Source organism: Photorhabdus sp. RM323S (genome assembly GCF_042879375.1).
GTDB lineage: Bacteria > Pseudomonadota > Gammaproteobacteria > Enterobacterales > Enterobacteriaceae > Photorhabdus > Photorhabdus tasmaniensis.
On sequence record NZ_JBHFKZ010000017.1, the window covers coordinates 12,060 to 28,387 of the forward strand.

At 41.1% G+C, this 16,328-nt stretch carries 14 protein-coding genes and 3 pseudogenes; 6 read left to right on the plus strand and 11 right to left on the minus strand.

The window, feature by feature from the left end; all coding sequences use genetic code 11:
• Positions 1-75 precede the first annotated feature (75 nt).
• Positions 76-1,683, plus strand: a complete 1,608-nt coding sequence (locus tag ACGF7G_RS09720) for an ABC transporter substrate-binding protein (RefSeq protein WP_387465047.1) — start codon at positions 76-78, stop codon at positions 1,681-1,683.
• A 91-nt stretch (positions 1,684-1,774) separates the two neighbouring features.
• Here ACGF7G_RS09720 and ACGF7G_RS09725 read toward each other — a convergent pair whose 3' ends face one another.
• Entirely contained in the window at positions 1,775-4,312 is a 2,538-nt protein-coding gene (locus ACGF7G_RS09725; RefSeq protein ID WP_387465049.1) for a hypothetical protein, read from the minus strand.
• Positions 4,313-4,901: 589 nt separating this feature from the next.
• Between ACGF7G_RS09725 and ACGF7G_RS09730 the strand changes: the two genes are divergently transcribed.
• Positions 4,902-5,501 carry a lytic polysaccharide monooxygenase gene (locus ACGF7G_RS09730; RefSeq protein WP_387465050.1) on the plus strand — a complete coding sequence of 200 codons (600 nt, stop codon included), beginning with the start codon at positions 4,902-4,904 and terminating at the stop codon, positions 5,499-5,501.
• 113 nt (positions 5,502-5,614) lie between these two features.
• On the opposite strand, the pseudogene ACGF7G_RS09735 reads toward ACGF7G_RS09730, so the two are convergent.
• The 4 genes and pseudogenes from ACGF7G_RS09735 to ACGF7G_RS09750 all read right to left on the minus strand — a co-directional run.
• Positions 5,615-5,728 (minus strand): annotated as a pseudogene (locus tag ACGF7G_RS09735) (addiction module antidote protein, HigA family); the annotation flags it as partial.
• Positions 5,691-6,026 (minus strand): bleomycin resistance protein, encoded by a 336-nt coding sequence (locus ACGF7G_RS09740; protein WP_387465052.1) that lies wholly within the window; start codon positions 6,024-6,026, stop codon positions 5,691-5,693. The pseudogene ACGF7G_RS09735 and the gene ACGF7G_RS09740, both read right to left, overlap by 38 nt.
• Positions 6,027-6,136: 110 nt before the next feature.
• Positions 6,137-8,230 (minus strand): annotated as a pseudogene (locus ACGF7G_RS09745) (Tn3 family transposase).
• 321 nt (positions 8,231-8,551) lie between these two features.
• Entirely contained in the window at positions 8,552-9,181 is a 630-nt protein-coding gene (locus tag ACGF7G_RS09750; RefSeq protein ID WP_387465053.1) for a DUF4158 domain-containing protein, read from the minus strand.
• A 184-nt stretch (positions 9,182-9,365) separates the two neighbouring features.
• Between ACGF7G_RS09750 and ACGF7G_RS09755 the strand changes: the two are divergent.
• From ACGF7G_RS09755 to ACGF7G_RS09770, 4 genes and pseudogenes are all read left to right on the plus strand, one after another.
• Positions 9,366-10,197: pseudogene (locus ACGF7G_RS09755) on the plus strand (KilA-N domain-containing protein).
• Between the two features lie 7 nt (positions 10,198-10,204).
• Complete coding sequence (locus tag ACGF7G_RS09760; protein WP_387465055.1) at positions 10,205-10,816, plus strand: recombinase family protein; 612 nt, start codon at positions 10,205-10,207, stop codon at positions 10,814-10,816.
• Positions 10,817-10,966: 150 nt separating this feature from the next.
• Entirely contained in the window at positions 10,967-11,209 is a 243-nt protein-coding gene (locus ACGF7G_RS09765; protein WP_133812999.1) for a type II toxin-antitoxin system ParD family antitoxin, read from the plus strand.
• On the plus strand, positions 11,202-11,495 hold the full coding sequence (locus tag ACGF7G_RS09770) for a type II toxin-antitoxin system RelE/ParE family toxin (protein ID WP_387465057.1): 294 nt from the start codon (positions 11,202-11,204) through the stop codon (positions 11,493-11,495). The genes ACGF7G_RS09765 and ACGF7G_RS09770 overlap by 8 nt, the downstream gene beginning before the upstream one ends.
• A gap of 209 nt (positions 11,496-11,704) precedes the next feature.
• On the opposite strand, the gene ACGF7G_RS09775 is transcribed toward ACGF7G_RS09770, so the two are convergent.
• The 6 genes from ACGF7G_RS09775 to ACGF7G_RS09800 form a co-directional block, all read right to left on the minus strand.
• A complete protein-coding gene (locus tag ACGF7G_RS09775) occupies positions 11,705-12,871 on the minus strand; it encodes a glutathionylspermidine synthase family protein (RefSeq protein WP_387465059.1) in 1,167 nt (388 codons plus the stop codon).
• A 113-nt stretch (positions 12,872-12,984) separates the two neighbouring features.
• On the minus strand, positions 12,985-13,914 hold the full coding sequence (locus ACGF7G_RS09780; protein WP_387465061.1) for a DUF1190 domain-containing protein: 930 nt from the start codon (positions 13,912-13,914) through the stop codon (positions 12,985-12,987).
• A gap of 15 nt (positions 13,915-13,929) precedes the next feature.
• Positions 13,930-14,367 carry a DUF350 domain-containing protein gene (locus ACGF7G_RS09785; RefSeq protein ID WP_133812995.1) on the minus strand — a complete coding sequence of 146 codons (438 nt, stop codon included), beginning with the start codon at positions 14,365-14,367 and terminating at the stop codon, positions 13,930-13,932.
• Entirely contained in the window at positions 14,368-15,030 is a 663-nt protein-coding gene (locus ACGF7G_RS09790) for a YjfK family protein (RefSeq protein WP_387465064.1), read from the minus strand.
• A 72-nt stretch (positions 15,031-15,102) separates the two neighbouring features.
• The gene (locus tag ACGF7G_RS09795) at positions 15,103-15,789 is read right to left on the minus strand and encodes a PspA/IM30 family protein (protein WP_387465066.1); all 687 of its coding nucleotides are present in this window, start codon (positions 15,787-15,789) and stop codon (positions 15,103-15,105) included.
• Positions 15,790-15,809: 20 nt separating this feature from the next.
• Entirely contained in the window at positions 15,810-16,196 is a 387-nt protein-coding gene (locus ACGF7G_RS09800; RefSeq protein ID WP_133812992.1) for a DUF2170 family protein, read from the minus strand.
• Positions 16,197-16,328: the final 132 nt, after the last annotated feature.

The following is a 16,328-nucleotide window of genomic DNA, read 5'->3' on the forward strand; positions in this document are numbered from 1 at the left end:
TAGAAGAGTCAATGCCAAGCGTTATTCAATCAGCAACATTAGTTTAAAAAATGAGATATTATTGGAGAGAGAATAATGAAGAAAGTAATAAAAAATATATTTTTATTCACTGGTTTTATAGTTGGAAATTTAACATTATCTCATGCGGCAATTATTCCAGAAGATACAATGTTGGCAGTTAAGCAAGATATCGTTCGTAATAATGGTTCAGAACCTGCATCTCTTGATGTCCATAAAGTTGAAAATGATGTTGAATTTAATATTATTCATGATTTTTTCAGTGGATTAGTCAGCACAGGTAATGATGGAAAAGTTAACCCTGATTTAGCGACTCGTTGGGAAACCAAAGATAATAAAGTCTGGTTGTTTCATTTAAGAGAAGGAATAAAGTGGTCTGATGGCTCACCTATTACTGCCCATGATGTGGTTTTTAGTTGGCGACGTTTGGTTGATCCCCAAATTGCGTCTCCGTATGGCAGTTATCTTGGAAATATGCATATAATCAATGCTAAAGATATTGTTTCCGGCAAGAAAAAAACCGATGAATTAGGTGTTAAGGCATTGAATAATTTGACAGTGGAGGTAACCTTAGAACAGCCCGTATCCTATTTTTTACAGATGCTGGCTTATCCTGTTATGGTGCCTGTCAGCCAAAAGGCGGTTGAAAAATATGGTGATAAATGGACTCACCCAGATGTATTTGTTAGTAGTGGGCCATTTAAATTATCTGAATGGGTGGTTAATGAAAAAGTCGTTGGCGTCAGGAATTCTCAATATTGGGATAATGCACATACTGTTATTAATAAAGTGACTTATCTTCCGATAGCATCAGAAACAGCAGATGTGAATCGTTATCTGGCCGGAGAAATAGATATAACTAAGAATATCCCCTCAGTTTTATTTCAATCTTTAAAAACTAAATTAGGCGATCAGGTTCATATTACACCCGCATTAGGGGTTTATTATTACGATTTTAATAACCAAAAAGCACCTTTTAATGATGTCAGGGTAAGACAAGCGTTAAATTTAGCTTTAGATAAAGAGATCATAGCGAATAAAGTCTTAGGACAAGGCCAAGCACCCGCCTATAATCATACCCCACCAAATACCGGAGGGATGAATTTAGAGCAGCCTGATTATGCATTGTGGACGCAGCAGGCAAGAATTGAAAAAGCCAGACGGTTATTAAATGAAGCCGGTTATAATAGAGATAACCCATTGAAATTTAAAATTCTTTATAATACATCAGAGGAGCATAAAAGAATTGCGATTGCCGCAACTTCAATGTGGAAAAAAAATCTGGGTGTAGATATTGTTTTGCAGAATCAAGAACGAAAAGCAATGTTAGATGTCATTCATCAAGGTAATTTTGAGATGGTGAGGTATGCACGGATTGCTGATTATGATAATCCTGCGACGTTTTTAAATAACTTTGTGACTAATAGTTCTAATAATACTTTCTTATATAGCAATAAAACTTATGATGATTTGATAAATACAGCCAAAGCAACAAATGATCGAAAATATTTTCAACAAGCAGAAAATATTCTGGCAAAAGATGTACCAGCAATTCCTGTTTATTACTATATTGGTGCCAGATTAGTAAAGCCTTATATTGGCGGATATTATCTTAGTCCACTTGGCTTTGTATCGTCGAAAGATCTTTATGTTATTAAACATTAGTAGAATATCATTCAGTCCAATATCCAATATGGGAACAGAATGGTACTGTTCCCATTTCTTACTTATTGCCATCCAAATAGTTAATCGTTATTTACTTCAAGGTATCGCCAAACGTGACAGGATCATCACGATAAGCGTTGAGTTTATCTCTGACCCAAGAGTCAGGGTTACCTATTGTCGAGACAATACCGGTAGTAGAACCGCCGCCAAGCAGAACGGCGAAAATACCTCGTAGTGCAAAGTCAAGGTAAGCGGGTTGCGTCAAATCAAACGGTACAGCGCGCTCATATAGAGCACGAGGTGTTGGCCCTACTTGTGCTGCCATTTGTGATGGGAAATTAAAGTTCAGGATAATGCTGTTAATCGCGTCAATGTCCGAGCCTAATTCAGCATCACCAAGCAAATAGTTCGCACTGGTTCCCCAATGTTGACTATCAAAATCAACGTTAACTGAATTCGATGTTAACGGCGTGCGACTTGCTGGAATCTGCCACGGCATGACCGGTTGTTTCAATTGTGCGCTTATCGCACTGCAAAAATCGTAATAAACACCCCACTCTAATGGGCCATAACAGTAAACGTTGTCATAAGAACGCTGAGTGAGATCATCCGCTTCATAACGGTCAATCGCCAGGAAATCTGAGCTATTATTTTCAGCAAATACTCCGAGAGAATTAATGTACTCCACTACTAATCCAGCAATGTATATCGGATCATCTTTTTGTGCTGGTTCGTTATTTCCATATATCCATGTGGATCCCCCAGTACCCCACAAATTAATTTGCCAGCCGAATACCATATTCGGTGCTATTACATGGACTAACCAATTCACACTTTGTACATAGCCTTGAATAGTATCAGTAATATAGTCAGGGATCTGAATACGGATACTCCAATGATCAAGCGCATCTTGCAAAGGCCCACGTACCGGCATGGCGTAATCTGCCGCTAATCCATCCTGTTGGCATCCACCGATAAAATCCGGGTTCACAATAAATCCCGCAGACGTCTCATGAGTGCTATCAATATAAGAGTTGGCAATATTCAATGCCAAGATGAAGTTGGCATAGCTGTACATGTGAGCATCCGCATCCGCCAAGACACTCTTAACATCACCACCGGAAAGGTTGCATGTGTAGGAAATCATTACCGGTAATACCGGTTGCCCGTCATTAAGAGTTTGTTCAATACTGCGCGCTAGATCTATTGTTTTCCTAACCGCAGGATCATCAGTAAGAAATTGGGTGGGATCGCCGGCTCCGTCAATGCCAGCATATTTAAATACCATAGAGGCGCGTGCAGCAACAAAATCATCCAGGTTTGTCGGTGTCAAATCGGCGCAACCACCAAAGGCCAAAAAGTCAGGGAAGCCTTTCACCGCCAGGTTGGCCGATTTTTCGATCCTGATATTCAACACATTCTGGTCACCAGAGCTTATCGTGATAGAGCCAGGCACAGAAACAACATAAACGGTTTTCGAGACGATAAAATTGCTGGCTTCAACAGTGTAAATACCTGGCTTGATAGGAACTGGCCACGTTGAATTTCCTGATATAATCTGGATTTGTTGTTCATATTCCATCTCTTCAGATGATAATCTGATTGATAATCCACCTTGCAACACATCACTAGTTTCTATTGTCACCGTTAATTCAGAGAAATCGGTTATATCTACATTGTCTATTGTGACTAAATTGGCAGTGTATTTAACATCAATTAGTTCATTTTGTAATTCCACCGGAAGAACATCAAAGGTGTATATCTGATTATTGAGATTTACAGTGTCAATAACAATATTAACTACTCCGCCACTGTTTAATTTGCGTAATTGAGTGGTTTCATTCACTTTAGTAGCAAAATTAGCAATTATGTCACCATTTATCGCATCTAATACCGTGACGTTCAATATCTCATGTTCAAGCCCCAGAATATCATCAACAGTAAAATCAACGGAGCAGTAGTATTCAACTTGACCAAAGCCGACCGATACTTCAGTCGTTCCGCCTGTAGTAACCTCTATCGTAGCCGGAGTAACCAGCACCGGAGCTACAACAGTTAAATCTCCATTTTCCAGGTCTGGAGCACTCAACGAATAGTCACCAGCCAGGATGCTTTCCAGCTGAGTTGTGCCCATTACCACATTGACTGATACTGAATACCCGCCCGCAGTAGTAAACAACACCGTAGGTTGAAGGTTATCTAATGCAGGATCAGGTGACTCTTCACAGGTAATATTAACCGTCCCGTTGATATCTGGTGCACTGTCTGCGGCAAAAACAAAGGAATCAAGATATTTATTGGGATCTGTTGTCAAATCTCCATTGACACCAATGTTTATTGAATCTGGATCAACAAATACATATGGATTTGGGAAAGTTATTGTTACCGTTACAGAAAATGTATTGGCATCAATAAAGATATTTTGAACGTCAATACCCCAATTTTGCCATTCGGAAAATGACGGATTTATATAGGTTGGCAATATTGAGGCAGGAGAAAGAAAGTTAAAACTCAGATAGTTATCAATGTGAACCTGCTCTCCAGTATCATAATGTAAATTATTGACAGTAATAGAGCCATAATAAGGTGTAGCACCGGGCCCCACAACAGCATTATATAAAATACTCACTATAACCTCTGCTATATATTAAAATTGAAATAATATCCCTTTGAATTGCAGGGACTACTTTCCGCCAATAGAAAGCATATGAATTAGCTTTCTGAGTAGAAACTGATAATTCAATTGGTCCTGATGAAATCAAATTAAAAAGAGAGAATTAATATAGTGAAAAATTTAATTTTACGGAATTAATATCTTTTTTATATATTTTTACGATATGATTTAATATTTTCATTAATCTATATCATTATTCCATATCGATAGTTTTTACCATTCAGATTATCTGCATAAGAATAGACTGTTAGATATACATCACCATAACTATAAGTAAGTGTTTTGAAGTTAATAAATGCTACTAAAACGCACAGATTGCTTATAGCATGAATCATGTCAAATAAATTAAGAAAATCATATCGTTTTATATTACAAAAAATAATAACAGGCACATTTTAGACAAGCTTTCAATAGCTTAATGTAATTAGATTATTAATCAATTTATGAAATGGATAATCATATTATATTCACCTAAAATGAATGATTAAGTCCCGGGGCTTTACTTGTCATAGATAAATCATCCTGTCTAATGGAGGACACTATTATGTATAAACATAAAGTGAGGAATATGACTTTAGCCACTACGATAATTGCAGCTTTATTTAATAGTGCCTGGGCTCATGGTTATATTGATAGCCCCGGAAGTCGTGCATTCCTTTGTTCTGCACAGGGAAATCAACAAAATACGGATTGTGGGCTGGTTAAATATGAGCCTCAATCTCTTGAAGCTAAGAAAGGCTTCCCACAAGCAGGTCCCGAAGATGGTCACATTGCCAGTGCTGGTATTGGTCACTTTGGTGCGTTGGATGTCCAGACAGAAGATCGCTGGAAAAAAATTGCTATTACTACCCGTAATATTGAGTTCAAATGGGAAATTGTCATTCAACACAAAACTGCAAGCTGGGAATATTTTATTACCAAACCAAACTGGGATCCCAATAAGCCTTTAACCAGAGAGCAATTTAATAGTACACCTTTCTGTTTTGAGGATTACCAAGAGAGAATGCCAGGAAATCAAGTTATTAATAAATGTAGCTTACCAGAAGGTTATCAAGGTTATCACGTTATATTGGGTGTGTGGACAGTTGCAGACACCCTTAACGCGTTTTACCAAGTCATTGATACAACAATTAATCCTGTCTGATATCTAGTACATATTATATAATAATTTGGGAACAGCATGATGCTGTTCCTACTCTGATTTCACCTCTGACCATGACAAATCGTTCTGGCAACAGCATGACGCTTAATGCTTTGAAGTGCCGTTTTACCGGCAAGAAAACGCGATACAGTAGCGGGGGTTACTCCAATATTGAGTGCAAAGCGACGGCCACTAACCCCCAAACTTAAGTAAATTTCCACTTGGATCAATTAGGTGGAACTCCAACATGCCCCATGGAGTTTCCGCAAGCGGAGAGACTTCAGTCTGCGCTTGTAGTTCTTGAAACACACTTTGGATATCTTTCACGAAAATATAGCAAGAAGTGTTCTCTGCAATGTACTTATCGTTACATGCCCAAAAATGGATTTCAGCTTCCCCTCTGCTAATTATCGCATATTCATTAGGAACAAAACTGTCGCAATGGAACCCAAGTTTACTTGTGTAAAAGTCAACTAATTCATCTAGATCCAATGCAGCCAATACAGGGACAGCCTCCCAATCGCTCATACATTTTCCCTTTTATTTATATATAATTTTTAAACGCTCATACGGCTATTTTTGCCCATCCCCCGATAGGGTTCAAAGTTACTTTTCAAGCCCTTCCACTGTTTATGACTTTAATCTGTAAATAATGTCGTCAGGTCAACCGACTTGACGAACTCACCAACGCTAAATGTTGTCGCTATGTCATTAAACTCAAATCGACCGTAGAAATTAATGTGTCGCCATGCTACTGGCGATATTTTACCCAGCTGTCCCATCTCAAATAAACCGTCAGGATCACCTCTCTCAAGCAAACTGGACAAGAGTTCTGCGTTGAAATAAATAACTGCATTGGCTATGAGTCGGGTACATTCGTGGATAATATGTTGTTCATTTTCACTTTTTACATTTATTTTGCCCCCGTTGACATGCGCTATCGCTTTTTTCAATCGGTGGTAAGCTTCACCACGGTTTAATGCTTTGGCAACGTATTAGCGCAGGGATTTATTATCAATATAGTCGAGCATATAGATGCTTCTTATAATATTATCCAGCTCCCACAACGCTTTTTTTGTTTTATTTTGTCGGGCATAAGAGCTTAATTTCCTAACAATGGATGATTGCGTCGTTTCCTTCTGACCAAGAGAAGCCATTATATGTTGAATATTTGGCCACTCTTCGATAATCCGTTCTTCATTCACTTTACGAATAGGCTTAATAAGGAACTCTTCACTGTATTTCCCTGGCGGCTCAAACCCAATGATACCCTCTGTTTTTGTTGGAAAATTTCTATAACGTGGGGCAAACTGATAGCCAAACGCGTATAAAATCCAAAAGTTAACCTGATTAGTGCCGTGGGTATCTACAGAGTGGCGATCGGGATCTATCTCTGTCGTATTATTGTAAAGGAGGTCGAACACAAAATAACTCTCGTGCTCGTGGGTGCCTATTACTTTTGCATTGATTGGCACATGATTACCGACCAGTGTTAATGCTGAAATTCCTTTTTTAAGACCGAAGTATTTTGATGCATATCTTGCGTTGGCTGTATTTCTTTGGCTCTCAAACCGTTGCCCATCACTGCTGGAGTGGATCACATCCGACTCAATATCGTAGTGTCGGAAAATAGATAATTTGGCGGTCGCATTAGCGACAATATCATTGGACTCCTTTAACGTTTCCAGTCGGAAGAAGTTTTGATATGTCATTTGTAGCACCTGATGACTTATGTCAGAAATCTCGCCCATCCTGCCCAGGCTCATATTGGTGCCAAGGGCAATAATACAGGCAATAAGTGACTTTTTATCCTGGTTGCCTTTAGTATATCTGCCTAAAACATGATTGAAACCCGCTAAAAATCCTGTTTTTTTCTCCACATAGCTTAATAAATTAGCGATGCTGATCGTTGGCACAAGATGATAAAAACGATGATTATCTTCGTCTTCTTCCTTTTTATAAGGCAGAGTCCAGTTAACGGTACGGCCTTTACGGTAATTGTTAAATTTAACGTCCTTATTTTTTCGGCTGATTATCCTTTGATTTACATGTTGTAGTTTTTCTTCAAGCTCATCTTTAAGCTCTTGCAAAGTTTGGGATATTGGTCTCTGTAATACGGGCAGATCTAGGTCATTCAGGACACTTTCTTTGTCGGCTTCCCACCTGTTCATGGGAATTAAGTCGTCTGTAAAACTTCGATATTTAGTGGTGTTCTGGTTAAAAACATCCCCTGATTCAAAAGCTGTTTTAAGCATCCTGTATACGGCAAATTCATATCGATCAGGAATGAGTTGAGGTGATTTTGCCCGGCTGTAAAGGTATTTTTGAAGGGATTTAGTGAAAAAATTAACAGGGAAATCTTTGGCGGGTATTCGCCGCAAAATTTTTCCGTCCCTAAGACAAATCTGGACAAAGATTGCGGCTTCAAGAAGTCCTGACTCATCGGTATGACTACTAAAGTCCAGTACCCGGATAATTTGACGCAGATTCTTTTTAAAGGCGGCCGATAAGGTATCCAAGTGTTGCCAATGAAACTCCTCTTCATCAAAGCCTGATGACCCGATAAAGAGGGTTACTATCTCCATTTTTTCCCTGTTCAACAACTTAAATGCTTTGGTTCGTATCTCACCAAAAGAGACATTGTCAGTGATATCTGGGTTCAAGAAAAAGCCCAATATTTTGCCTGTGGCCTTGATATCTTCATTCGTTTGAGACTTCCTTTTATACACCATATCTTTAGCAAACAGTTTAGCGGCTTCTTCATACTGGCGGACGTGGCAAATAAAGGCTTCGACCAGATTGTCATTGATGACATGCGTTCGATGGTAGGTGTAGCAAAGAAGATAAAAATAAGCGATCAAAGGGTCAAATCGCCGAAGCTTATAAACTGAATAATATTCAATCAGTGTTGCGTAATAGCGGATGCTTTCATTTGATATGCAAAGTGAGGGTAACCACTGACAGGCAAATTCATAAAGGGGGCTGAGTTGCTTTACCCAGGTGGATTCTCTGACAATTTCGGTATAACTAAAGTCCCTTAGTGCCTTTTTTAGTTAGGTTATCCAGTGCAGACCCCCTGATTCTTCAGATAATAAATTTGTGAGTGCCTCTTCCATATCAGGATTAAGATCTGATTTTAATTGCTCACAGATACGCCTCCTCTCATCCGATAAACATCGTCCAATCAAATCCTGAAAGGTACTGTACGCAGGGGTAATGATCTGATTTTTATTGAGGTGACTTAACAATGCCCGCAAGATAAACACAGGCTTAGCTGACCTTTTAACAACCCGTGCGGCCAGTTCAGCTAATTGTTCTGCCATGACACTGCCATAGCGTTGATAATTCAGATGCTGACAAATAAGTCTTTGCAGTTGTATCCGGGTCACTTTTGTATTGGCGGCAGAATGATCAGGGAAATGGCACGCCAGAATATAAGAGATATCCGTGATGACATCTTCCAGCGTGTAGGTAAAGAATATTTTCCTGGATTTAAAATACCCAAGCATAAGAATGAAGTTCACTCTGGAGTTAACAGACCAACCTTGCGGTATTATCTGATGCTCCGTATCGGATAAGGTGAAATAGTATTCTCGCTCCTCCAAAGTAAATCGAGGCAGGCCAAAATAGTCCTGAATTTCAGGTTGAGTCAGTATCGTCAAGCGCTTTTTATTGGTATTCATTTTTTTAATTCTTAATATGGCAGGGTCACATTGAGTATGTCACTTTATCTTTTTCTTACCACCTTTAATAGACATAGATTTATATACAGTTTATATTACATCTTTCCATCCGTATTTAGGCTAAAACAAGGCTGTCATTTAAACCTTCGTTTAACTGACACACCCAAAGCGAGAAGAAAGGTTTATGGCGCAAAAAATTGATGTTCGGGGTATAAAAGTCTCTGTCTTTTCCGACAAACAAGATGACTATATATCGCTATCTGACATCGCTAAGTACAAAGATGGCGACCGGTGGTGATTACATTCTGCAAAACTGGATGAGAAACCGCAGTACCATTGAGTTTATCGGTTTGTGGGAACAGCTCCATAATCCCGATTTTAATTCCATCGAATTCGATGGATTTAAACATGAAGCGGGCGCAAACAGTTTCTCTCTCACGCCAAAACGCTGGATCACAACCACCAATGCAATCGGGATCATCTCGAAAGCGGGCAGATATGGCGGAACTTATGCGCATCGGGATATTGCTTTTGAGTTTGCTTCCTGGATCAGCGCGGAGTTTAAGCTCTATCTATTAAAAGAATTCCAACGGCTCAAACAAGCAGAAAATGAACAGAAAAATCTGGAATGGAATGTTTCGCGCACTCTGGCCAAGGTCAACTATCATATTCATACAGAGTCAATAAAAACGAACATTATTCCCTCCCTGGAGCTTAACCCAAAAGCAAGAAACTTTGCTTACGCTAATGAGGCCGATATATTGAATCTGGCTTTGTTTGGCAAGACAGCCAGCGACTGGCGTAAAGAGAACCCGGAACTAAAAGGCAATATACGGGACTATGCCACACTGGAACAGCTTGTCGTGTTATCTAATTTAGAAAGCTTCAATGCTGAACTTATCGAGCAAGACCTTTCTGCAAACGACAGGTTCCAAAAGCTGAATCGCGTTGCGGTCAGTCAAATGAAGATCCTGATAGAAAACAAATCCATTGAAAAACTTAAACAATTAAAATAGGTCGTTCATGCGAATTGGGTATGCCCGTGTCTCCAAATCTGATGGAAGTCAGGTGCAGGATCTCCAACTGGATGCTTTACTTGCTGCCGGTGTTAATAAAGAAAACATTTATCAGGATGAAATATCAGGGAAGTCAGACAAATGTCCTGGATTGGATGCCTGTTTGAAAGCCCTCAGGGCTGGCGATGTGTTAATGGTATGGAAGCTTGATAGGCTTGGCCGAAGCTTAAAACACCTGGTGAATACTATCCATGATCTGGCGGATCGAAAAATCGGCTTTAAGGTACTGACCGGGCAAGGTGCAGAAATTGATACGACGACGGCCAGTGGCAAATTGGTCTTTGGGATTTTTGCCGCGCTGGCCGAATTTGAACGGGAGTTGATCAGTGAACGAACAAAAGCAGGGCTGGCAGCGGCCAGAGCAAGAGGACGTGAAGGCGGACGTTCTTTTAAACTCACAAAATCTCAGGTTCGCCTGGCACAAGCTTCCATGAAGAGTAGAGATTGTAGCGTATCTGAATTATGTGAAGAGCTTGGGATTAGCAGACAGGCTCTCTATAAGTATGTAGGGCCAGATGGGGAACTCAGGGAACACGGCAAAAGAGTATTAAAATCTTAGCGCTAACTGAGTACCCATTTTTTTCCTCATCAACTTTGAACCTTATCGGGGGATGGGCAAAAATAGCCTATTTGCCAATCCGCTGGCAATCATTCTTGTGCTTTGCTATCATTGTATTACTCAGTAATACAATAAATAAGAAGAGGATTTATGGCTCGAGTAACCAGTGTTACCCTTGGTGAACACTTCAATGGATTCGTTGGTGATATGATCCAATCTGGTCGTTATGGCAACACATCCGAGGTTATCCGTGATGCTTTACGCCTGATGGAAGTTCGCGAGCAGCGTATTCAGAATGTCCGTGAAATGGTGCTGGCAGGTCTGAATTCCCCGGCCAGCAAAAACAGTATGGATGACATTTTTGTAAGGGCAGCAAGGGACTTAAATGTATAAGTTTTCCGAGCTGGCTGATGAAGACATATTTCAGATTGCCCGTTACACAATACAGCAATTTGGTCAAAATCAGGCCAAACGTTATCACGATGAACTGAAAAGAACTTTCGAGCTACTAACCACATCGCCCTGGATTGGCAGGGAATGTGATTGGGTATGCGCAGGAATGCGCCGCTTCGAATTCAAGAAGCATTCTATCTACTACATTTTGCAGGATGACGACATCTTCGTATCACGCGTCATTCACCAGTCGATGGATGTCGATGTACTCGACTTTCCTGAATAAGCCCACGCTTAATGTGAAAGAGCAGTCGATTACCTTTTTAGGCTGGCTCTGAATTCCTCAGGGTTAGCCAGTACCGGATTGAATGAGGACTCCTATGTGGGTGTCTAAAGTATCGAGTTATTCTCAATAACAACGCATTCCATTGGGCTTCACACCCCTTTTATGGTGATAGGATTATTTGTATCAATAACTGCGATAAAGGGATGCAATTAGCCTAAAATAATATGGGGCACACATAACGATGTATTCTTGGTGATTAAGTCAACATCTTCCCTCACTGATAAACCCGCAGGTCTGTCATTGATGAGCCAGCTACCGATAAGAACGTGGTTATCACCAAACTTTGGCAACGGGGCATATTGTTGCACGATGTAACCTTCTTCCCCATAAGGCCCACCGACTTTCTCAATTATTTTGCCATCTTTGTGAATACTGATGTTTGCGCCTTCACGGCTAAATATTGGTTTTGTTACGTAATGGGTCAGGCGTTTAGCTTTTGGGTCATCGGCAAAGTAAGCTTCAAGCAGGTTCGGATGCCCTGGGAACATCTCCCAAAGCAACGGTAAGATTGATTTGTTCGAGGTAATGCACTTCCACATTGGCTCAAACCAGTTAACACCAGCAGTTGCCAGGTGTTGAGCATATTCTTCGCGAAACATGAACTCCCACGGGTATAGCTTGAATATAGAGTCGATGATTTTACTATTGTTATCCGTAAATTTGCCGCATTCACTCAGGCCAATATCTTCAACGTAGACAAATTCTGTGTGAATGCCGGCATCTTTGGCGCAATCAGCCATGTACTCGACCGTGCCTCGGTCTTCTTCTGTATCCCTACAACATGCAAAGTGAAGTGTGTTGAATGGCAGGAACAATTTAAGCTCATAGAAGCGATTCACAAGTAATTCTTGTAATAAGTTGAACTGGTCCGCAGAGCGTGGTACTTCTCCACGGTCAACTTTGTCTTCCAGCCACAACCAGCTAAAAAAGCCAAGTTCATAGATCGAGGTCGGCGTATCTGAATTGAATTCTAATAATTTCGCCGGATTTTTACCGTCGTAGGCAAAATCGAGTCGGCTATAAAGACTCGGATCTTGGCGTTTCCAGGATTGGCGCACCAACGGCCACATTGCCTCTGGAATTTGAAATTTAGTCATCAGCTTATCGCTGCTAACCACTCGCGCTACCGCTTGCAGGCCCAGTTGGTGGATTTCCCCTGTCGGATCTTCGATGTGTTCCTCAATCTGTTTGAGAGTAAACTGATAGTAACGGTCTTCCGTCCAGTACGGTTCATCATCAATCGTGTGGAAACCAAAACCAAATTCTTTTGCCCGCGCTTTCCAATCATGGCGTGGCGTAGTTGGGATCTGTAGCATTCTTTAACCTTTTCTCAATACTGCTTATCTGAATCTTGAAGAAAATTATCGCACGTTTCGCATTGATGGCTTTATGCAAGAATCTGATACAAAGAGGCTAGACAAACAGCTGATTAACCGCCCCAGCTACGGCCCCAACTTGATTTAGCTGAGGATGTTGAGCCAAAACCCCCTTTAGATTTGGTGGTTACGATTGGTTTATCGTGGTCAGGGAACCGGCTAAAGTGGTCCTTAGAGCCAGTTGAATAGCTGCTACTGCCACCGTAGTAGCTTCCAGATTGCTGTTCCCTCTCGCGATTTAAGCGTTCTCTATACACTCTTTCCCTATACACACTATCTCTGTTCTTGAGCAGTTCAGATGCTATATAAGCAGACCCTATAGTGCCTAGTGTCGAGTTCATACCCGAAGAGGCATTTGCTGTCCCCGAAGCGATTTCTTGCTTAGGTGGCAAACGGACAGTTGCCAATGGATGCAAATAACGCTGACTCATCTCGAACTGGATATTGTCCATATTTGAGTAAGAGCCAATTACCTTGCCATCAGCGAAAAACAGATCACCGTACAGATCGCTGTAGCTTGATGTTGAAGTGAATATGGGTTGGTAGAATACATTGCGGTACTTGTCAGAAATGTTGTACTCCTTGAAATACTCAGGCTTTACATCAGCCATCATGAAGGCAGCCATCTTTGGTCGGTAACCAAGCTTACCCGGCATTTCTTCACACTCGCCGTACTCAAGTTTGCACATTGCTGCTTGCCTGAATTTTTGCGAAGTACGATCTGCTTCACGCAATGCAGCCTTATACGTGGCTTCACATTCAGCCGTAATTGTATTCTGTGGATCGTTTTGACAAGCTGCCAGATCCTTGTAGACCTTAATTGACAATTCATCTGTCGATTGACCACAGCCCACTAGCGAACCAATACCGAGAGCCAGAGAAGTGAGTGAGAAAGTACGCCAATATTTACGTTTACTGCCAATGTTGATGCCTGTGCTGCGCATTCTGCGCTTTTTATTGTCGTTCATCATACAGTTCGTCATACAACCTCGGGATCATTAGTAAGTCATACAAGCTGCGTTTAGAAGGCCAACAGAGATTGAAACTGCGGCCAGAACTACAGCGGCAGGGATCTCATTGTTTTCAATGCGAGAGACAATTTTTGGCATCATAAATATACGAACGATGAAGAAACCAGCAATTTGTGCCAGTAGTGCAACAACACCCCACATCATAAAATCAGTCATACCTACAGAATTGCTGGCTGCACTGGCAATTGCAATGGTATAACCCACCAAAGCGCCGCCTAGCGATACTGCGGCGGCCGTGTTCTTTTCCTCCTTGATCAACTTCCATTCATCCTGTGGCGTCACCATGACATAGATGAATTTGAATACAATGAAGAAAACAAGCGCCAGACCAAAGCACAAGCCAAAGTTGGTTATGCTGTTAATAAATTGAGCTAAAGCCTGCTCTTCATTTGCTAGTGTAATCATTTATGCCACCACTTTAAAATCTGTTTGATTAAGTTGAATACCGGTGCTTTTTACCATCAGTCTGTCCAAGTTATTGCCGACAATCTTTTCTTCGCCAGCAATCAGCAACTCTTCTGTTCTGTTATCTGAAACCTGGCGAGTGTAAACCATGATGAACTGATCAGTTTCAGTAATGGTCCCATTCTGATGGTAGGTTTTCTCAGTTACAGCGACGGGCTTCGTGTTGTCCCACAACCGGGAAAACTGGGTACCGTCGAGGTCATATTGCCCGCTCGGTGTGACGATACCGCGTTGGATCAGCGCATCCCACTGAGTTTGGACGTCGATTGGCTTGGTTTCGTAGAAGTACCAGAGGCTCACCTCTTTCACCCCATCATCATTTTCGTCTTCTTGGAGTACCTGGAGATAACCTTCATCATCGGTGTAATAGCGAACCAAACGCACATTATCACCAAGATCGACAACACCGACTGAGCATATAAGCTGAGTTGAGGCCGCGTTTTCGATGGTAAGGTCAGACTCGATCAGTTTTAGTATCAGCGGGTCTATCTCAAGTGCACCGCCAATACGCAAACCCAATACTTCTGGTACCGTCGGACTAATAGGCATGATTTCCTTGCTGTTAAATGCTCTCTTAAACGCCTTGGCGATTTTGGAAAACATAGAAATATCCTTTGAATTTACAGAGGAAGATCCTGCTTAAGGAGCAGGATCTTGATTTAACAACCTGAGAGATTATTTGCCAAGAATACGGGCAAGTTCATCTTCTGCGGACGCGGAATTTGAGGTAATGCCAGCCTCTTTAAGCTTTTTGTCCAAGTCGCTTGAAGTCGCGCTATCGTGCAACTCTTGTTGAGCCTCAAACTGAGCCGCTTTCTCGGCCTGGCGTGCTTTAATGCGCTCAAGGGAATCAAGAGCAGTTGATGTTTTTGAAGACGCGCCGACAACAGAGTTATGGGTTGCAGCCTGTGCTTTTTGTACTTGTTCAGTGGCTTTAACAAGGTCAACCTGATTCTCAAGCTGAGACACTTTTTCTTTAGCTTCTTGCACCGTGCGGCGGTGGGTAGTTTCTGCCGCCTTGAAAGCATCTAGCTGTGATTGCCCGGTTTCCAGTTCACCACGCAGATTCGCAACTTTCTGAGCACATTCCAGCGCAAGCCCATTGTCACCTTTATTAGCAGCGGAGCGAGCGTGCCCTTCATATTCAGTGATGCTGGTTTTGATGGCTGAGACCTTTTGCTCTGCCATTTTGCGTTTAGCGATAATACTAATCAGGCTGTCATCAGCGCGGCGGATTTCTGTTTTGGCTTCACGAATTTCCTGATCAAGAATGGTTAATGCGTTCCCGTCAGCCACAGTTTCTGCCGCATTATTCACAGTACCTTTAATTGCTTTGAAAAGCTTCTTCCATACACTACTCATTGATATTTACCCTATTGCTGTTATTTCAGAAACTCAGAATATGCATCCAGAAGTTCATTGATGTTAGCGAACAACATAGAGACTTCAATAACAACACTCTCCACTTTTGATTCCGAAGACAAAGCGCCAAAAGCGGCATAGTAAGATTGCCCCTCTATTTTGGTAATGCCAACAGAGGTCAGAGGGATCATCTTATGCGTTTCTAAAATGAATTTATTTAAGGCAGCAGTATCCGAAACATGTTCTTCAGAAAACATCAACACTTCTACTGTAATTTGTTTTCCACAAATTGCCAGGTGCGCCTTAACACCATCTTCATTAGTGATGACAAGACACTCACCTGTTTGCTCTATAGTCCAGTTGTTGTCAGACTTTTTAAGAGCGGTAATTACTTGATCTAATTCCAAGCTATCTACTCCAATAGTTTGTGTGGTTTTCTAGTAACAATCTATCATGTTACGTTGAAGTGATTATAAACTTAGCACTTAATCACATTAATTCTAACAAGTATTGTATTTAAATAAATAGTAGATCACTTA